The sequence below is a fragment of the Actinomadura mexicana genome (assembly GCF_900188105.1).
GTDB lineage: Bacteria > Actinomycetota > Actinomycetes > Streptosporangiales > Streptosporangiaceae > Spirillospora > Spirillospora mexicana.
This window is the reverse complement of the sequence record NZ_FZNP01000011.1, coordinates 257,873-276,092: the sequence shown is the minus strand read 5'-3', so window position 1 is coordinate 276,092 and position 18,220 is coordinate 257,873. Positions and strand designations below refer to the sequence as shown.

Here is an 18,220-nt window from a genome sequence, read left to right as displayed (position 1 = left end):
CGCAGCACCAGCGCGGCGGCCTCCCCGGTCCCGCCGGGGCCGTGGTCGATGAACGCGGTCATCGGATGGAACCCGAAGGTGCGCTTCCACGTCGGGGCCGCATTCTCCTTTTCCGAGTGCGCGAGCACGATCGTGGCGTCCAGATCCACCGCGATCAGGTCACCCACAGCGCCCGGGGCGCGCTCGCCGGCCAATTCCCAGGCCCGCGCCCGAGCCGCCGCCCGGGCCTTGCGGATCGCCCGCAACGCCTGCGGGCCGGCCTGGGCCAGGGTGGTGACCAGCCGCGACACCGTCGGATCGGACGGCACCGGCCCGAACAGCTCCGGCTCGGCCCGCAGGACCGCGATGTCGGACAGGCAGTCCCCGCCCAGCGCCAGCATCACCGCCAGGTCCGCGACGACCTTGCCCGGATCGTGGGTCGCCCGCGGTTTGCGGCACCGCTCCAACCCAACCGAAAGTGCCTGGTCGAGCCCGGTGACCCGGAGCGTCTGGGCCAGCAGCACCCCGCCAGCATGACCGACGATCCCGGCCCCGTCACAAGACACCACGAGCTTGGCAGGGCGACCTGTAGTCTTCACGTGAAAAGTGCCTTCTGAACTGGCGCGGACAGGACCTTCGACAAGCCCTATCCTCCCAGCGCAGAGGCACTTTTCTTGTCTAAATGGTCACTCCCGACCCGCCGTCCGGTGAAAGCCCGAGGTTAGGCTCCGCTCCCCGTATGCGGTGGTGTGCATGACGAATTCGACGGCGGCTGGGCCATCAAGTCAGCAACCAGCTGGTCGACCTGCTTCGGCGCCGCTCCGGCACACTCCCATCGGGCGATCTGCTGGATGACTGCCGGCAAGTGGTCCAGGGAGTCGCCTGGCCGCAGCGTGCACGCCGCCACCATGGCGCCCCAGTCTTCCCACAGTTCAGGCCAGCCCACCTCAGGGCCAGCGCCGATGCGGGCAGCCGTCCGTCGAGCTCGGCGAGCCGAAACCGCGAGGCTGCGGTGGCCGAAGGCCGGTAGCCAACCGGCGCACGCCCCGTCCAGGCCGGCATTCGCCGAGGCGGCCGGGACGCCCGCCGAGCGCCCGGTGCAGGTCGACGCTGATCAACCGCTTCCCCTAGTACTCCAGCCGCATTTAGTGATCGATGAGGCGTCGCTGTCGTTGGTAGTGGCAGCGGCGGGCGCCGGCTTGGTGGCGGCGGCGCCAGTGTGACCACTGGGTTGGGGTCGGTGCCGGGGCTGGTGGAGTTGGGCGTGCAGCGGCGGATCTCGTTGACGGTGAGCGGGACCGGCTCGTCGGGTTCGTCCCTGTCCGCGCTGTTGGAATGCGATCGTCCTCGCCGGTCGGGCCCCCTGTCGGGCGAGGTCGTCTACCTCGCCGTCGCCGTCATCGCCTTGGTCTGGAAGTGAACCGGCGGCCAGGAAGGCCAGGTGGGCGTGGGCGACCATGGCCAAGGTGATGTGCCAGCACCAGGCGGTGTGCTTGCGGACCTCGTAGTGGTCCAGGCCGACCCTCGTTCCTGGTCGCTTGGAAGCATTCCTCGACGCTCCATCGGGATCCGGCCACCAGCACCAGCTCGGGCAGGCACCCGGTGTCGTCGACCACCGGCACCCCGCCCTCGTCCCCGAGCCGTTCGGCCACCTGCGCCCGCCACGCGTCATGACACAGTACGACCTGCAAGGCGGACTCCCTTCGCTACGCACGCCTTTATCGTGCCGCCCGGACCGTGGGGCGCCCGACGTGAGGCCATGTGTGGCCTAAAAGCCATGACGCGCTTTGCGCGTCTTGACTCCAGGATCGCCACTCCGGAGTCTGGCCTGTACGAGTTGGGTTTCCCGCCCACGCGCAGTATGTCGTCCGCGATGCGGCCGTCCGTGCGGCTGAGTGGCAAGCTCCTCCAGGAGGTGGCCCATGGAGTCGTCCGCCGAGATGCTGCGCGTGCTTGCCGACGGCGGTGCCGGCCTGTCCCCCCTCAATGAGGTGAACGGACTCGATATCGGCCTGGATGAAGCCGGTGTCTTGGCCGTACGCATCCTGGTATCGCATCCCGAGGAGCCGCTCGCAGGGCTGCCGGAGTCTCTCGGCGGCTTGCCGTTGATCGTGGTCTACGGCAGCCCGTACCTGGAGACCACACCAGTGATCCCGGACGCCGCCCGGCACGATCCCGTGCTCGGCGGCCACCAGGTCGGCCGCCACGACACCCATGGCGGTCTCGCCGGTACCGGCACGCTGGGCTGTGTACTGCGCGACAGCGGTACCGGCCGGCCCGTCGCGATCAGCAACGCGCACGTCCTGGGCGGTACGCCCGGCCCGCTCCCGAATGCCGTCGGCGATGTGATCCAGCAGCCGACGCCGAGCAGTCTGGAGCGGCTGGGTGAGCTGTTGCGGTGGGAGGCGTCGGTCGAACCCGCGTTCTCCATCGTTCCGCAGTTGGACGGTCTTGGTGGGGCCTTCGACGCGGCGGTCTGCTCGATCACCGACCGTGGCGCGAAGGTCGGTGAGATCGAGGGGCTGGGCACGGTCGCCGGATTCGCCTCGGTCCGGCTCGGGGAGCGGGTGCACAAGCGCGGGGCGCGAACGCTGAGACCGCGGGCAGGGTCAGCGGAATCTCGGGGGCGTACGACGGCGCGGGCGACCTGCTGTGGTGGACGTTCGGACAGATCGCTGTCGACGTCGACATTTGGTCTCCCGGCGAGGACCCCGACGGCGTCTGGTCGAACTCCGGCGACTCCGGCTCAGTGGTGGTCAACGCGGACCACAAGATCATCGGCCTGCACCACGCGGGCGATGGCACCACCGGTTACGCCTGTGACTTCCCGGCGGTGGCGGCCGCGCTCGGAGCGATTTGTGAGATGAGGGTGAAGTGACGGGGACGGGGCGATGATCAGGGCGTTGGTGGCGCGACCGGCGGACCACCTGCTGCTGGGGGTGGAGTGGTCCGGCATGACCGTCACCGGCGGAGGTGCGGCACTGGTGGCCGACCCGGTTGGCGGGGTTCTTACGCTCTGGTTTCCGCCACAGCACCTGGCCGAGGAGACGATCGCCGAGACCGCCGGGGCCGCCGGGCGGCGGCGGGCGCGGCTGTCCGGGTCGAGCGCGCTGCGGTTCGTCGTGCCGGCCGGGAACAGCATCGACCTCACCGTGGAAGGGCTGGTCCGGGCCGCCGGCGAACTCGCCGTCGACGCCGGTAGCGTGGTCGAGCTGCCGTGGCGGCTGAAGGTACGCCCCCAGGCCCAGGGCGAACACCCGCTGCGGGCCGGCCACCCTGTCGGCACGATCCCGGATGAGACCAACCCGCTGTGGCGTACCCGGTTGCACGGTTCCGAGCCCGGCTCGGGGGTGGAGCTCGTGGTGGTGGACGAGACGGCGGCGGGCATCGGCGACCCTCCGGACTTCGTGCCGGCGCTCGACCGGTTCGCCCGGCAGTCCCTTGCCGAGCTGACGGGCAAGGCGCCGGCGCGGTCACGCCTGTTCGAGCTGAGCGCGCTCGGGGGCTCCCTCGTGGCCTCCGGACGCTGGCCGGAGGCGGAATGGGACCACAGCACCGTACTCGGCCGGGACATGTCCGTCCGCTTCCTCGCCCGCGGCTACCTCTACCCGTTCGGGCACCGGGCCATCTACGAGAAGTCGGTGGTGCGCGCCTTCGATGCGGCCGAGCAGGTCGCGGTGCTTCGCCACGCGTACCAGCTCACAGTCGTCGAGCCGGTACGCGACCGGTCTCAGGACCCGGCCATCCGCCGCCGGTTCCCCTTCGACGAGGTGGAGATCTCCCGAACCGTCTTCACCGAGCTCGAGCACCCCGACTGGCAGAGCTTCGATGCCGGGGACGGCCAACGCAGGGACACGTACTTCCGGCCCATGGCCTCGGCCGGGCAGCCCCTCCTGTTCCCGGTGGTGTGCCACGCGCCGAACGGCCCCGTCCGGTTCGAGGTCCCGCTCGTGTTCGTCGCGGACCGGTCGCTGGGCCCCGCGGCGACCTCGCGGCTCGCCGAGGAACTCGGGAGGTTCTACGGCCGGGTCACGGTCGCGATTCCGCCCACCCCGCTCGACCTCGTTCGGGCGCCCGAGGCCGCACCGGCGGACGTCCACCTGGTCCGCGGCTTCACGCTCGGCGGCCGGTTCGGCCATGCCGATCCGGGGGCCGTCCTCGAGGAGCTGGAGATGACGCTGCCGGCCCTGGGACGGCTGCTGGACCAGGCCGACGCCTACCACCCGTTCCGGTACACCGACGCCTTCGCCGAGCAGGGCGAGTCGGCGTACGCGATGCTCGAGCTCGCCGCAGGCGAGGCGATACCGATCGACTTCGCGGGGCGGGCGGAGCGTTCCGGCGGGCTGGCGGCGCTGGCGTACCGGGTCAATGCGATCTCCCGGAACTACGGCCCCGTCAAGGCCGCCGCCGGCGCCCTGGTGTCCTCCCCCGCCGGCCTGTTCGACGTCGGGGCCGGCCTGCTCGGCTATCCGCTGCGTGAGATCATCGAACGGATCGACGTGCCTCCGATGATCACCTCGGAGATGCGGCCAGGCCGCGCCCCCGTCGTCACGATGAGCTGGTCACAGCCGGGCGCCGTCACGTTCAGGAAGGACCTCCCGGGATTCGTCGCCAAGGACACCACCCGCCTCGAGCTGAACGTGGTCGCGTCCGACACCGGCACAAGCGTGACCTGCACACTGCATGACTTCGGGCTTCGGCTGCCCACGTCCAACCCGCTGCTCGAGCTGTCGTTCGCGAAGGTGACGTACGTCCGGCGGACCGGGCCCGAGCCGCCGGGCCGGGGCGCACCTCCCGACGGGCTCACCGTCGAAGGCCTCGGGGCGAAGCTGCTGGGCAGCCTGAAGCTGCTCGAGGAGCTGGGCGACAACGTCGCGATCGGCGACGCCGGACCGAAGATCACACCGTCCACCAGCGGGGTCGCGGTCGACTACGCGCTGCCGCTACCCGCCGTGACATGCGGCGTCTTCGTGATGCGCAACATGCTGTTCAGGGCCGGCGTCGACGTGTCCTTCACCGGCGCACCACCCGAGGTCGTGCTCGGTTTCTCCGGCCGGACGAACCCGTTCGTGCTGACCGTGATGGCGTTCGGCGGCGGCGGCTACCTGGAGCTCGCCGCCGACCAGAACGGGCTGCGGCGGCTGGAGGCAGCGCTGGAGTTCGGGGCGCTGGTGGCGGTCGAGTTCTACGTCGCACGCGGCGAGGCCCACATACTCGGCGGGGTGCGGTTCGTCTGGGACTCCGGCGAACTGGAGGTCAGCGGCTACCTGCGGATCGGCGGCACCCTGGACGTGCTGGGGCTGGTCTCGGTCTCGGTGGAGCTGAGGCTGGAGCTGACATACCGGTCGGTGACGAACGACTTGGTGGGCCGCGCCACCGTGATCCTCGAGATCGAGGTCCTGTTCTGGTCCGAGCGTGTCGAACTGGACAGCGGCGAATGGCGCCTGGTCGGCGGGGACGCGCCGGCACTGACCCGGCCCGCAGCCTTCGCGGCCTTCGCCGCCGGCGGCGACCACGACCCGGGGCTGGAGAACTGGCGGCGGTACCGCAGTCGCTTCGCGGTCGCGCCTTCGGAGGAGGATCCGTGAGCAGCGTCCCCCCGGTCGCCGAGTTCGACCTGCCGTTCGCCCCCGACCGGCTGTTCTGGACGGACGGCGATCATCTGGTGGCCGCCCGTACCGGCACCACGGATCCCCCGCTGAAGCTGTCGGTGCCCGGCGGGCAGGTTCAGCCCGCGTGGGGAGAGGATCCGAGCGGCCTGCACCGCGGCACCCTCACCGCGATCACGGTCCAGGCCGGGTACGGGGTCTGCGCGTACGCCGAACGGATGCAGGTTCCGCACGACACCGAGCCGTTCCAGCGGCTGGTGGGGCTCAACGTGCACACGGGTGAACGGTTCTGGCAGCGGCAGTACCAAGGCGCGAGGGACCTCGCCTTCGGCGACGTCGGAGATCCGTTCCTGTTGGCGTGGACCGATGACGGGTTCCTCGCCTACGCGATGGAGCCGGGCGATCCCGCAGGGTGGACCCGGTCCGTGTCGCTGTTGCTTAGCCAGCCGTGGTGCCTGGGACCCGACGGCTCACCCTCGTTGCTCGCGTACGGCTCGCCACCCTCGATCGTCGACTGCGCTACCGGCGAGCCGCGACCTTCGAAGCAGACGCGGCTCCTCCTCGGCGAGTGCCAGCAGCTGAAGTGGGCCGCCGGTGAGCGCCTCCTCGCGGTGGGCGAGTACTTCTGGGTGGACGAAGCGGATGGCGAACCCGGCACCTCCGGCTGGATCGTGGAGTTCGAGGGCGACGGGTACGTCGAGTTCCGGCTCCCGGCCGGAGACTCGGTCGGCTACCACAGCATCGCCACCAGTCCGTCTGGGAAGTTGGTGGCCTACGCCTCGGGCTCCGAGCTCACGGTCCGGACGCTGCCCGGGCTGGCCCCGTCGGAGGATTTCCGTACGCTGCGGCTGGACCCGGCAACGGGCAGGCCGCGCTGCGTCCGATACAGCCCCGACGGCGGGCTGTTGGCCGTGAACGCCACCCCGTCCGGCCCAGGGGTGACGCTGCTCGAGGCCGGCACCGGCGCCTGCCTTTGGCGGCATGACGGCGAGGCCGGCCGGATCGAGTTCAGCCCCTCCGGCACCCGGATCGCCCTGTGCGGCGGCAACCGGGTCACCTGCTACGACATCGACGACGTCGCGGCGGCCGCGTGGACCCACCGGCAGCAGTGGGAGCGGCGCGGCACCCCGTACCGGATGGTGCTCGCCACGATCCCGGACTCCCAGGCGCCGGAGCGGGAGCGGACCTGGATCGGCGTGGTCGGTGCGGGCGAAGGGGCCGGCGGGTTCGAGTACTTCCGCAGGCTCGGCGACGCCGCGCCCCTGTACAAGAGCGAGCCGGACGCGCGGGTGCTCGGCCTGGCCGTGAGCCCGAGCGGGGACCACTGCGCGGTGTGGCTGGCCGACACAAGGCTCGTGGCCCGTACGTTGCTCGGCACGCCGTTGCAGTCCTGGCCGCGGCAACCCTCCGCCGCCATCCGGGCCCCGCGCGACGCAGCATTCGTCGACGACCGGCGGCTCGTCGACGTACGCGGCGACACGTGGTTGCGGTTCTACGACGTCAACGAGGAGGACCCGACGAGCGTGCAGTTCAACGAACCGCTCGAGCGGGTCGCGGTGCTTCCGGCCGAACCACCCGACGACGCGGTGATCGCGGTGGCGAGCCGGAGCCACTGCCGCCTGCTGCGCCACGACGGCGGGCAGATCATCGAGAAGCCGATCGACGTCGACGGCAAGATCACCTCTCTGGCGTTCGCCGTGCCCGGCGAAGGGAGCACCAAGCTGGTGATCACCAGCAGCAACGCCGACGCCGCGCTGGTGCTCGTGGACATCCCTACCGGCCTCACCGAGACGATCCCCCATCACACGGGGATCGACCAGGTCGTGGTGAGCCCGGATGGCCGGCTGCTCGCGACCGCGGCGGGCAACGACGTGCGGGTGACCTCGGCCTCCTCCCCCGGTGACGCGCACACGGTGTGGCGGCTGCCGTACCCGGTCACCGGGCTGGCGTTCTATCCGAAGGGACGCGCCCTGCTCGTGGCGACCGAGCAGCCGTACCTGTACATGTTCGACCTTGACGGCGAGGCGGTCGGGCGCGGGGATCGCGACGACGCGGACGCGTTCTGGTGGGGTCCGGCGGCCGGCGTTCCCCACGACCTGGGGTTCACCGCCGACGGCAGGGTGCTCGCCGTCGCCTGCGAAGACGGAATCCATTTCTACCGAGGCCGGGGCGATGAGTGACCTGGTGCTGATCGCGGTCCCGAACCGCCTGCTCGACCCCGCCGACGTGCCCGGCCACGAGATCGGCCGGCCCGCCGTCCTGCGGGTCGTCGTGGTTCCCAGGCTTGACGGCGGCTCCCTGACGACCGAAGGGCTGGACTCGTGGCCGAGGATCCTGCTCGACGACCTGGACTTCCGGCTGTACGTCAAGAATCCCGCAGGCGTACAGGCGACACGGTCCCGCCCGGTGCTGTACGACTCCGTGGCCAGCCAGGACGTTTGGGACGCCGTGTTCCGGGGCGACGCGGCCAGGCTGTTCGCGGGACTGCGTGAGCCGGACAGCGCCCTGGTGACGCCTCGGTACGGCGACGCCCAGCGGATCGGCCTGACCTACCGCGAGGTGAGCGAGGTTCTGGCCGAGCCCGACGGCACCCCCGACCTGGCGCAGTATCTGCGGCCGTGGGCCGCCGTCCCTCCGCCGGAACCGCCGCGGGACTCGCCGCTGCTGGACTCGGCCATGGACTTCCGGCGCACGTTCGGGCTGATCCGCGAGCATCCAGAGGTGCTGCGTGACCTCGGGCTGGTATTCGAGCTGCTGATCAACGCCGACGAGCTGGACGACGGCGATCGGCTGTCGGTGCGCGCGTACGGCACCGACCTCGTGCTCACCTCGCCGTGGACGTGGTACAGCCTCGACACGGAGGGGTTCTGGCCGGGTGCCGACCCCGAACGGGCCAGTGACGTACGGCGGGGGGTCATCGACCTGTCGGACGCACCGCGGATCGACCTGGTGGACGAGACGCGCGACACGCCACCATGGGCGATCGCGACCTTCGACGTGGACGGCGGGGTGATCGGACTGCGGGCGGCCGCACGGCTGCTCGCCTCCGGCACCGGCATCGATCCGACCGGGCCCCCCGCGCCGAACGGGCCGGGCGCACAGCTGCCCGCGCTACGGTCGGCCGGGCTGATGCTGATCCGCCCTGACCGGCAACGCCAGTTCGACGACCGACTCGACCGGGCCTCCCTGCGCGCCCACAACCGCATCAACGCCACCGACGGCAACGCCGAGGACGAATTGGACGCCACCGAGCTGGTGCTCGGCTATCGAGTGGACGTGTTCGACGCCGACGACCCCCAGTGGCGGTCGCTGTGCGCACGCGAGGCCGTCTACTCGGTGCTCGACGCGGCGGGCGACCGTATCGAGATCGGGACCGGGCGGGGCCGCCGGGAGGAGGGCCACGTCAAGCACCTGGCCGCCGTGCGCGGCGAGGACGGCGTGATACGCGCGGACGAGATCGTGGTGCGGTGGGACGGCTGGAGCCTCGCGGTGCCGCCGCCCGAACTCGCCCACCGTCCCGACCGGACCTGGCAGGCCGCCGCCCCGCGCATGGCCGCCCCGTACAACCTGGACTGGAGCTTCGACGTGCCGGAGGGAGCGCTCCCCCGGCTCCGTTTCGGCCGGCGCTACCGCCTGCGCGTACGCGTGGCGGACATCGCCGGCGGCGGCCCTGATCTGGACGCCGTCACCGACGACTGCGCCAGCGACGAGATCGCCTACCGCCGGGCCGAGCCGGTGGCGCCGCCCCGCCTGCACGTGGACTCCGCACCGCTGCCCGGCGCGGCCGTCGACCGCCTGGTGATCCGCAGCGACCAGGGCATGACCGCCGAGGAGTTCGCCGCCGCCGAACCCCGCTACGCCGCCCGGGACGCCTGCACGCTGCATCCCCCGGCGGTCGCGTTCGCGCTGATCGAGCAGCACGGCGTACTCGACTCGATGACCGATGCCGAGAGTTGGCGGCTCGCCGCGCAGGCGTTGCGGGTTGAACCCGGCGACCAGCCCGCGCTCTCTCTGCCGGATCCGGCGGCGGCCGGCGTGGCCGCGTACGCCGGCGGGCCGTGGTCGGCGGCGGACTGGAGCCCCTGGCCGGGCACCGACACCAAGACCGTCGTAGTCGGGGATCATGTGCCCGAGAGCACCGCGGTCGTGCTCAGCTGGGAGAACGCCGATCGGCTGCGGATCGACCTGGCCCCCGGGGAGAGCGCCGACGTCGAGCTCTCCTCCACGATCACACCGGGCTTCCTCCCGCACTTCGCCGTCCACGAGTGGCTCGGGCCGCGCGCCGCCCCCGGCGGTGTCACCAGTGGGAACGCGCTTCGGGGGCGGCACCCGTTGCTCTCGCCCCCGGTGACCGTGCACGCCGTGCACGCGGTACGCCGGCCCAGGATCGCTCCGGTATGGCAGGAGCTTCAGGCGGCTCGTGGCGAGGGCGACACGGCGGCCATCGTCACGGCGGAGTTCGCCGAGGACGGGCTGCACACCGCCAGCACGGGCAGGGTGGAGGTCGCCGCCGCCTGGGAGGAATGGTCGGATGACTCCGTGCGGCCGATGACCGCAGGCCACGTGCACGACCGGGACGTGGACCGTGACCAGGCGCCGCGACTGCGCTTCGCGCACCAGTTCGGTGATACCCGGCATCGCGACGTCACCTATTCCGCGAAGGCGGTGAGCCGCTACCGGCCGTACTTCGCCCCGGAGGACCCGCCGGGGGCGTTCGAGCTCATGGGCGAGCCGCGCACCGTGGTGGTGCCGTCGTCCGCCCGGCCGCCGAAACTCGAGGTGCTTGCGGTGCTGCCCGGTTTCCGTTGGTCGGCGGAGACCGGGCCGGACCGGATCGTACGCCGCCGCTCCGGCAACCGGTTAGTGGTCGAGCTGGCCCGCCCCTGGTACGCGACCGGTGCAGGCGAGTGCCTGGGCGTGGTCGCGTCCGAGAGCCCCGGAGATGCCGCGCATTTGGTCACCGAGCTGGCCGGGGACCCCGTCTACGCATCGCCGCGCGTCGGCCGGTACCCGGGGGCCGAGTGGTTCGGCGGCGAGGCTCGTTCCCTGCGGCTGCCCGGCGGTGAGCCGACCGCATCGGTGATCGCGTGCCCGGTCACCCTCAAGGGCGACGCGTGGCGCGCCGAGGTGGTGCTGACCCCGCCCGCCGACATGCGCGCGTACCGGCCCTTCGTACGGCTGGCCGTGGCCCGCTACCAGCCGTACAGCCTGCCGGCGCTGGAACTGTCGCCGGTGGTCACGACGGAGCGAGTGCCGCTGCTGCCCGATCGGGAGATCGTCGTCGAGCGCGCCGGGGGACGGCTGCTCGTACGGGTGCACGGCGTCGGGCCGCAGCCGCCGAACCGAGTCGAGGTCGGCATCGACGAGGCCCCGGACAGCGGCCCGGCACCGGAGGTGATCGCGGTCGACCCCGCCACCGACCCCGGCCTGCCCGCGTGGCGCCCGCTGCCGACGTTCACGCGGACCGGTGACGCGTCCGGCACGCCGATCGAGCTGCCGCTCCCGCCCGGAGGCCGGCCGCTGCGGCTGCGGGTGCGGGAGGTCGAAGACCTGGCTCCACTCGGCGATCTTGCGGCCCCGCAGGAGGGCCTCGGCGCGCAGCCGCCGGAGCTTACCGAACGCACGGTGTTGATCGACCACATCCCGATCCCAGGCGGATGGCTGCCGGAAGGGGACGACAATGGGTGAGCTGGAGATCTCGGTGTACACCGGCGGACTGATCCAGACCCCGCCGATCGATGTGAGCGTCGCCGACGACGGGGCGGGGATGCTGCGCGGCACGATCACCTTCCTCATCCACAACACGGGCACGGACGCCGTCACCGTGACATTCGACGTCGTGCCGGACGAAGGGACCCCGGCTTCGTGGTTCCGGGCCGAGACCGACCAGTTCACGGTGCCCGCGGACGCGTACGTCCAAGCCGGCGTGCAGATCGCCATGCCGGCCGAGGGCGGGTACGAGCGCCACCACCTACGGGGACGCGTGCGATCACCTGGTCTCACACCGGCCGTCAGCGAACAGGGTCGTTTCTCCCGGCCACTCCCGCCGGGATGGGGAGGGACCTCATATCCGGATACCTACCTCGACCTCTCCCACGGTGGCCGCGAGATCTTGTTCAAGTTCCGTGGTCCTGGCATCGATGCGTCTCTACGCTTCAACATCGGAGCACCGGACCCGGAATCGGCCGGCTGGTTCAGCGTGCAGCCTGCGAATGACAATCCTGGGCCTTTTGGGCCACCGCCCCCTTGGGACGGGAGTTTTGCCTGGCGTGTGGTCGTCGACGCCGACGCGCTCATCGCCTCCGGGCGGCCTGGGGTGTGGCTCCAACCATGGGTGGATATCGCGTACTTCCCTCCCATCTCGGAAGGGGATACCTCCATCCCGGGCCCTGAATGGAAGCCGTGCGGGTACTGGTTCGGCTATGGCGTAGAGGTTGGCCGCTGATGAGCACTTCGTAGGCAGGATGCTCACGGGATAACCGGAGGCACCGCACGGACCTGCGTGCGAGCCGTGTCATGTCCACTTTGGCTCGGACCAGCGTCCCATGGGCTGGCCCGTTTCCCGAGGTCGGTTCATCGCGATCAGGCGATGCCCTCGGCACCGGGTGCGGGCCCGGCACGTACGGTCCTGGACGCCTGGCGTGGAGGCCCGGCGAGTCCACCGGCAGGTCCGGGCGGCCGACAACGGCCGCTCGCTCCTCACACCGCAGCGGCTCTCCGCCGTGGAGGCACCCACCCTCTTCATCCGCGGCGAGCACGGGCACACCCCCGCCGCCGTCGAGGCAGCCGTCTCCGCGGTCCCCCATGCCCGCCTCCCGACCGTCCCCGAAGCCAAGCAATGGCCTCAGTACGAGCGGCCCGACCTCGTCAACGCCTCCCTCATCGACTTCCTCAGCAAGGAGGACCGCGCATGAGCCTGTGGACCGACTCCCTCGGCACCGAGACCCGCTTCCGCGACGCCGCCGGCTGGCGCACCCGATCGATCGAGGCCGGAGAGGGCGACGCCGTCATCCTCATGGGCGGCCTCACCGGCCATGCCGAGGGCTTCCTGCGCAACGTCGTCCCGCTGTCCGAGCGCGGCCTGCGCGTCTACGCGATCGACGTTCGTGTCCGTCACCGGCGCCGGGCTACTGCTGTTTGACCCCGGACGCGCCGCCGAGAGCGAACGGGTGCACGCCCAGGTCAAGGCCGTCACCGCCAGGGCCGTCTCGACGCCGACCCGCGAAAGCGTCCGCGAACGGCTGGAATGGCTGATGCTCGACCCCGCCACCGTCACCGACGAACTCGTCGAATGCCGCTACCGCCACTACACGCTGCCCGGCACGGAGAAGGCCCTCGGCAAGCTCGTCGCCGAGCAGCCCGGCGAGGCCAACCAGGCCCACGTGCTCGGCGAGGACGACCTCGCCCGCATCGACCACGAGACCCTCCTGCTGTGGAGCGACCACAACCCCACCACCCCCGCCGAGGTCGGCCGCCGCGCCAGCGAGATCCTGCCCGACGCCGCCTTCGACATGATCACCGGCGCCGGGCACGGGCCCATGTTCGAGCAGCCCGCCCAGTTCAACCGCATCGTCGGCGCCTTCCTCGCCGACGACTCCCGGTGACGCCCGCCGAACAGGTTTCCGTCGGCTGCCATGTACTGGCGACGCACGGCAACGCCGACCTCGTCCGGGGACACCTCTCCCTCCGCGACCCGGACGTGCGGGCGTCTGGCTCAAGGCCGCCGGCTACGGCATGGTCGCCGAGGCCATCGGCGACCGCAACGCCCTCCTCCTCCACAGGCACGGCCTGGTCACGACCGGACCCGACGTACCCACCGCCGTCATGACCGCGATATTCCTGGAGAAGGCCTGCCGGCTCCAGCTTCAGGTCGCCGCGGCCACCGGCACCTACGACCACTCGGACGAGGCCGAGGCCCTCGCCAGGCGAGCCCGCTGCTACGGACCCTCGCAACTGGAGTCCGCCTGGGCGTACCTGGTTCGCCGGCTACCCCGGGGTCCGGAGAGGAGGGAAGTTCTTCCTCCGTAAGCACCGGTTGCGGCGGGGAGCGGCGCGGTCAACGTCAGCGGTGCGCGAGTGGCGATCCGCTCGCCGAGCCGGACGGGAGCGCCGAAACTGAATTCCAGTCAACGGGTACCGCCCAACACTCCGCGCCCGGGCTCGAACCAGCGTGGTCGCGGCGGTCGGGCACGTCGAAAGACGCTTCGTGCGAGGCATCCTGGGCGAGGATTCGCAATGCGTCGGCGGAGGCGGCGTTGTTCGGGGTGTAGATCTCGAGCCGATGGTCGGGGCTGTCGGGCTGGAGCCAGACCTGGTAGGCGATGCTCGCGGCTCCGATGGTGGGGTGTTGCAGGTGCATGTCCCCGACGGTGCAGTCGGCGACCTCTCCGGTCGCCCACATGGTCGCGAACTCGTCGCTGCGCATGGTGAGTTCTCCGATCAGTTCGGCCAGTCGAGCGTCAGTCGGGAAACGGCCTGCGGTGAGCCGCAGGTAAGCCACGTGGACGCGTGCGAGCTCCTCCCAGTTGCGATGGAGGTTCCGGGTGAGCGGGTCGAGGAAGAACATCCGTGGGATCGAGGGACGCCGGTCCGGAGCGTTCGGCGCATCGAAGTCGATGTGCTCGGCGAACAGCGCGTGGCCGGTGCGGTTCCACGCGAGCACGTCTCCTCGCCGACCCAGCAGGAGCGCTGGGGTCGCGTCGCCGAGGGTGGCGAGGAGAGCCAGAACGCGCTTGTGGGACTCCTCTGGGCCGGGGTCCGACAGTCCAGGGGCGGCGGACTGGCGAGCGAGATTGTGCAGGTGCGCGGTCTCTACGTCGTCGAGCTGCAGCACCCTTGCCAGGGCCTTGAGTACCTGCTCAGAGGCGGTTTCCGCCTGCCCCTGCTCCAACCGGGTGTAGTACCCGGGACTGACTCCGGCAAGCTGGGCCAGTTCTTCGCGACGCAACCCCGGGACTCGTCGAGCGGTGCCGTAGGTGCGCAGTCCGATCTCGGCGGGCGTGATCCGATCCCGGCGACCTTTCAAGAACGTTCCCAGGCTCTCCATGGCATCGAGGGTATGCACGCCGCGGTGAGCATGGGTGCACCTGCTGGGTGTACCCATAGCAAGGGGATGGCCGTCCGACTTGGCGGCCCTGAGCGTGGACGACATGAATCAACAGCACACGAGTGCGCCGGGTGTACGGGCCTGGCTTGGTCTCTTCGTCGTCCTGGGGCCGGTACTGCTGGTCTCGATGGACGGGTCGATCCTGTTTCTGGCAATGCCCCGGATCAGCCAAGCACTGGCGCCGACAGCCGAGCAGGCCCTGTGGGTCCTGGACATCTACGGTTTCGCCGTCGGATCGCTGCTCATCGTGTTCGGCAGCCTCGGCGATCGATACGGCAGGCTGAAGCTCCTCATGATCGGCACGACGATCTTCGGCCTGGCATCCGCGGCGGCGGCGTTCGCTCCCAGTCCGGAACTGCTCATCGCCGCTCGTGCGCTGATGGGCGTCGCAGGGGCCACCCTGCTCCCCTCCGCCTTGGCGCTGTTGAGCGAGCTGTTCGTCGACCCACGGCGCCGCGCACAGGCCATCGGTATCTTCGCAGCCGCATTCGCCACCGGCTTCGCGATCGGCCCGGTCATCGGTGGCGTGCTGCTGGAGAGGTTCTGGTGGGGATCGGTCTTTCTGATCAACCTCCCCGTCGTCGGCCTGTTCCTGGTCTTCGCACCAGTCCTGCTCGGTGAGGTTCGCGCGACTCGCCCCGGCCGCGTCGACGTCACCAGCGTCGTCACCTCTGCTACCGGCCTCCTGCTGGCGATCTACTCTCTGAAGCGCATCGCGGCCGAAGGCCTCTCGCCCCTCCCCGTCCTGGCAGGACTGACCGGGGCGGTGCTGCTGGCGTGGTTCGCGACCCGGCAGCGGCATCTGCACCATCCACTGATGGATCTCTCCCTGTTCGGTGACCGCACCTTCACCGTCGCGATCGTCACCGGCCTGCTGCCCTTGGCGGCATGGTCTGCGACCGCCTACCTGGCGGGCATCTATCTCCAGTCGGTGCTGGGACTCGCGGTCCTGCAAGCGGCCCTCCTCGCACTCCCTGGAGCCGCGGTGCTCACCATCACCTGCATCATCACGCCGGCCGTAGTCGACCGCGTCGGCAAGCGCACCGCCCTGCTCATCTGCCACTTCTCCATCGCTGCCGGGCTGCTGCTTCTGCTCCCCACCACCGTCCACGGTGGCGTCGGCTGGTACGTCGCCTCCACGGTCGTCGCGGGCGTCGGCTACGGCCTCTCCTTCGCACTCGTCGCGGACACCGCCGTCGGCGCGGTCCCCCCGGAACGCGCCGGGGCGGCCGGAGCCATCGCCGAGACCAGCAACGAGATCGGAAACGCCCTCGGCATCGCACTCCTCGGCTCGCTCGCCGCACTCCTCTTCCGGCTCCAGGGCCCAGCCTTCGCCCCGACCCTCGACGAGACACTCCAGATTCCGAAACTGACCACCACTTTCGTAGATGAAGCAAAGTCCGCCTTCGTGCTCGGACTGCACGCGTCGGTCGCCGTGGCCGGCCTCCTGCACGTCGCACTCGGCGTGCTTGCCTCCCGCTGGCTCCCCCGACCGGGCCAGAACAACGCGGCACCCTTCTCAGACAAGCCAGTCGATCTCGCAGAGAGCGAGGCGCGATGACTCGGGCCGAAGCACCCTTGTGGATCGAGGTACGGGGTCAGGTGCGCGGCCACCGCCGTGCGCGACCCGGAGCCAGAGCACACGCAGCGTCGACACCACGCGTATGCCAGGGCCTTCGGCGACACGGACGACTGGACCCCCGGCCTCCTGCGTACCGACGCCTTCATCGCTCCACGACCACTCCCGCGTCGCCGAGATGACTTCCGCGGCTACTGGGAGAACAGGCCGGACTTCGCCGATGCCATGCGCGGCAGCGACCAGACCCTGCATCGCCGGCGGGACGGGTACGAGATAAGCCCGGGACCAATGGCCCGGTCGCGGCCGGTTAGTCGGCCGAGCGCGCCTCGGGCTCGGTCGAAACTTGACGCCCGCGCTGGTCAGGGGCCTGATGGGGGGCGCCCCTGCGGGGGGCGGGTGCTTCCGCACCGGGAATGTGGGGGCGAGGCGGCGAGGGTGACGGCGGCGAGCCGGGCGCCCTGCGCACCGCTGACGGGGTGCTCAGTCCGATGGCGACCGTGAGAGCCGACGGGCATGCCTCAGGTCGACACGGTGCGGCGTCGGTAGATGGTGAGCAGGGTGCTGTCGCCGTACACCGTCGCTTCGCTGAGCGTCCACGCGGTCTTGTCCGGCGTCTGTGCCCAGAGCCGGCGGCCGTGGCCGAGGATGAGCGGTGAGGTCATGAGGTGGATCTCATCGACCAGGTCGAGAGCGAGGAGGCTCTGGGCGAGTCGGATGCTTCCGGCCACGGAGATCTCACCGTCGACCTCTTGCTTGAGCCGGGTCACGTCCTGTGCCAGGTCGCCGCTCAGCACGGTCGTGCCTGCCCACTCGGGGTGGGTGAGGGTGCGGGAGACGACGTATTTGGGCATGGTGTTGTACTTGTCGGCGAGCTCGCCCTCGGCTTGGGGCCAGGCTGCGGCGAAACCCTCGTAGGTCTTGCGTCCCAGGAGAAGCGCCGCGGCCTGGAGCGATTCGGTCTCTTTGTATCGTTCGCCGTCGGGTCCGCGGTCGAACTCGAAGGTCCAGTTCTGGTACTTGAAGTCCTCTCCGCCGGGAGCTTCCACGACGCCGTCGATGGAGGTGAACTCGGTGAGCACGATCTTTCCCATGTCAGTTCTCCTTGATGAAGGCGCGCAGCGCGGCGGCCAGCACGTCGGCGGTGGTCGAGTGCTCCTCACCCGTGACGGGCGCGAGGGTGGAGGTGGGCAGGTGCGCGGCGATGGCGCGGGAGCCTGCTGCCAGGGCCGGCCATGTGTCGATCCCGTGCATCACCAGGACCGGGATGTCGATGTGCTTCCACAGCTCGGGGCGCAGCGGCTTGCCGGAGAGGGTGTCGCCGAGCTGGCGGGCGTCGTAGGCGATCGTGGGGGCGACGGCCTCGAGTCCTGCCCAGAAGTCCTGCTCGCGCATCCCGGCGACTGCCTCTTCGGGCATCAGGACTGCGGCGGTCATGAACAGGGCGACCGCATCGCCCGGTCGGCCGCCGGCGATGGCCGCGTCGAGGCGTTCGACGTAGTCGTCGGGCAGCGGGGGGCGGGCGCCGTCGACGGCGGCGTTCGGCTCGAACAGCGCGAGACGCGCGATCGACACGCCGTCCTGGGCGGCGTTGAGCGCGAGATTGCCGCCGGAGGACCAGCCGAACACGGTCACCGGCCGCCCCCGGCCGGCCTGCTCGATGATCGCCTCAAGGTCCTCGAACTCGCGCTCGACGACGTAGGGCGGGGTGTCGCCGCTCTCGCCGCGACCGCGCCGGTCGTAGTTGATGACCAGAAACTCGTCGGCGAGCAGTTCCGCCGTCTCCTGGTTCACTGGGTTCGTGGCGCGATAGGCGGTCGCGCCGTCGATGATGACGATCGGGTCGCCGGCGCCCCACGCCGTGTAGGCGATGGTAGTGCCGTCGGCAGAAGTGACGGTTCCTTCTGGCATCGGAGTGGCCTCTCTTTGTGTCGTGTGCAAGCGGTTACG

General features: G+C 70.7%; 15 protein-coding genes and 1 pseudogene. 11 read left to right on the top strand and 5 right to left on the bottom strand.

Annotation, left to right across the window (positions count from 1 at the left end; genetic code table 11):
* The coding region (locus CHC11_RS27660; RefSeq protein ID WP_425427343.1) for a transposase at positions 1–503 on the bottom strand (503 nt) is incomplete at its 3' end.
* Between the two features lie 695 nt (positions 504–1,198).
* On the opposite strand from CHC11_RS27660, the gene CHC11_RS27655 reads away from it, so the two are divergent.
* Positions 1,199–1,399: a hypothetical protein gene (locus tag CHC11_RS27655; RefSeq protein ID WP_089314744.1), complete on the top strand. Its 201-nt coding sequence runs from the start codon at positions 1,199–1,201 to the stop codon at positions 1,397–1,399.
* A gap of 6 nt (positions 1,400–1,405) precedes the next feature.
* On the opposite strand, the pseudogene CHC11_RS42915 reads toward CHC11_RS27655, so the two are convergent.
* Positions 1,406–1,574 (bottom strand): annotated as a pseudogene (locus tag CHC11_RS42915) (IS701 family transposase); the annotation flags it as partial.
* Between the two features lie 327 nt (positions 1,575–1,901).
* Here CHC11_RS42915 and CHC11_RS27650 point away from each other — a divergent pair.
* The 9 genes from CHC11_RS27650 to CHC11_RS27610 all read left to right on the top strand — a co-directional run bounded on the left by CHC11_RS27650 (position 1,902) and on the right by CHC11_RS27610 (position 13,616).
* The gene (locus tag CHC11_RS27650; protein WP_089314743.1) at positions 1,902–2,846 is read left to right on the top strand and encodes a hypothetical protein; all 945 of its coding nucleotides are present in this window, start codon (positions 1,902–1,904) and stop codon (positions 2,844–2,846) included.
* 24 nt (positions 2,847–2,870) lie between these two features.
* Positions 2,871–5,567, top strand: coding sequence for a hypothetical protein (locus tag CHC11_RS27645; protein WP_089314742.1), 2,697 nt, complete (start codon positions 2,871–2,873; stop codon positions 5,565–5,567).
* Positions 5,564–7,768: a WD40 repeat domain-containing protein gene (locus CHC11_RS27640; protein ID WP_089314741.1), complete on the top strand. Its 2,205-nt coding sequence runs from the start codon at positions 5,564–5,566 to the stop codon at positions 7,766–7,768. Before CHC11_RS27645 ends, CHC11_RS27640 begins: the two co-directional genes overlap by 4 nt.
* Positions 7,761–11,276 carry a hypothetical protein gene (locus CHC11_RS27635; protein WP_089314740.1) on the top strand — a complete coding sequence of 1,172 codons (3,516 nt, stop codon included), beginning with the start codon at positions 7,761–7,763 and terminating at the stop codon, positions 11,274–11,276. The genes CHC11_RS27640 and CHC11_RS27635 overlap by 8 nt, the downstream gene beginning before the upstream one ends.
* A complete protein-coding gene (locus CHC11_RS27630) occupies positions 11,269–12,033 on the top strand; it encodes a hypothetical protein (RefSeq protein ID WP_089314739.1) in 765 nt (254 codons plus the stop codon). Before CHC11_RS27635 ends, CHC11_RS27630 begins: the two co-directional genes overlap by 8 nt.
* 196 nt (positions 12,034–12,229) lie before the next feature.
* Positions 12,230–12,502 carry an alpha/beta fold hydrolase gene (locus CHC11_RS27625; protein WP_089314738.1) on the top strand — a complete coding sequence of 91 codons (273 nt, stop codon included), beginning with the start codon at positions 12,230–12,232 and terminating at the stop codon, positions 12,500–12,502.
* Positions 12,499–12,729 carry a hypothetical protein gene (locus CHC11_RS27620; RefSeq protein WP_089314737.1) on the top strand — a complete coding sequence of 77 codons (231 nt, stop codon included), beginning with the start codon at positions 12,499–12,501 and terminating at the stop codon, positions 12,727–12,729. Before CHC11_RS27625 ends, CHC11_RS27620 begins: the two co-directional genes overlap by 4 nt.
* Complete coding sequence (locus tag CHC11_RS27615) at positions 12,695–13,192, top strand: alpha/beta fold hydrolase (protein ID WP_089314736.1); 498 nt, start codon at positions 12,695–12,697, stop codon at positions 13,190–13,192. Before CHC11_RS27620 ends, CHC11_RS27615 begins: the two co-directional genes overlap by 35 nt.
* 130 nt (positions 13,193–13,322) lie before the next feature.
* Entirely contained in the window at positions 13,323–13,616 is a 294-nt protein-coding gene (locus tag CHC11_RS27610) for a class II aldolase/adducin family protein (protein ID WP_089314735.1), read from the top strand.
* Between the two features lie 34 nt (positions 13,617–13,650).
* Here CHC11_RS27610 and CHC11_RS27605 read toward each other — a convergent pair whose 3' ends face one another.
* Positions 13,651–14,634 carry a helix-turn-helix transcriptional regulator gene (locus CHC11_RS27605; RefSeq protein WP_089314734.1) on the bottom strand — a complete coding sequence of 328 codons (984 nt, stop codon included), beginning with the start codon at positions 14,632–14,634 and terminating at the stop codon, positions 13,651–13,653.
* Between the two features lie 103 nt (positions 14,635–14,737).
* Between CHC11_RS27605 and CHC11_RS27600 the strand changes: the two genes are divergently transcribed.
* Entirely contained in the window at positions 14,738–16,255 is a 1,518-nt protein-coding gene (locus CHC11_RS27600; RefSeq protein ID WP_089314779.1) for an MFS transporter, read from the top strand.
* A gap of 536 nt (positions 16,256–16,791) precedes the next feature.
* Here the strand turns inward: CHC11_RS27600 and CHC11_RS27595 are convergent.
* Both CHC11_RS27595 and CHC11_RS27590 read right to left on the bottom strand, forming a co-directional pair.
* Complete coding sequence (locus CHC11_RS27595; RefSeq protein WP_089314733.1) at positions 16,792–17,364, bottom strand: dihydrofolate reductase family protein; 573 nt, start codon at positions 17,362–17,364, stop codon at positions 16,792–16,794.
* A 1-nt stretch (position 17,365) separates the two neighbouring features.
* The gene (locus CHC11_RS27590; RefSeq protein ID WP_089314732.1) at positions 17,366–18,181 is read right to left on the bottom strand and encodes an alpha/beta fold hydrolase; all 816 of its coding nucleotides are present in this window, start codon (positions 18,179–18,181) and stop codon (positions 17,366–17,368) included.
* Positions 18,182–18,220 lie beyond the last annotated feature (39 nt).

Coding starts and splice junctions, on each gene's coding strand:
- CHC11_RS27595 (WP_089314733.1), bottom strand. CDS start 17,364: ATGGGAAAGATCGTGCTCACCGAGTTCACCTCCATCGACGGCGTCGTG.
- CHC11_RS27645 (WP_089314742.1), top strand. CDS start 2,871: ATGATCAGGGCGTTGGTGGCGCGACCGGCGGACCACCTGCTGCTGGGG.
- CHC11_RS27600 (WP_089314779.1), top strand. CDS start 14,738: ATGAATCAACAGCACACGAGTGCGCCGGGTGTACGGGCCTGGCTTGGT.
- CHC11_RS27605 (WP_089314734.1), bottom strand. CDS start 14,634: ATGGAGAGCCTGGGAACGTTCTTGAAAGGTCGCCGGGATCGGATCACG.
- CHC11_RS27610 (WP_089314735.1), top strand. CDS start 13,323: ATGGTCGCCGAGGCCATCGGCGACCGCAACGCCCTCCTCCTCCACAGG.
- CHC11_RS27650 (WP_089314743.1), top strand. CDS start 1,902: ATGGAGTCGTCCGCCGAGATGCTGCGCGTGCTTGCCGACGGCGGTGCC.
- CHC11_RS27630 (WP_089314739.1), top strand. CDS start 11,269: ATGGGTGAGCTGGAGATCTCGGTGTACACCGGCGGACTGATCCAGACC.
- CHC11_RS27635 (WP_089314740.1), top strand. CDS start 7,761: ATGAGTGACCTGGTGCTGATCGCGGTCCCGAACCGCCTGCTCGACCCC.
- CHC11_RS27590 (WP_089314732.1), bottom strand. CDS start 18,181: ATGCCAGAAGGAACCGTCACTTCTGCCGACGGCACTACCATCGCCTAC.
- CHC11_RS27620 (WP_089314737.1), top strand. CDS start 12,499: ATGAGCCTGTGGACCGACTCCCTCGGCACCGAGACCCGCTTCCGCGAC.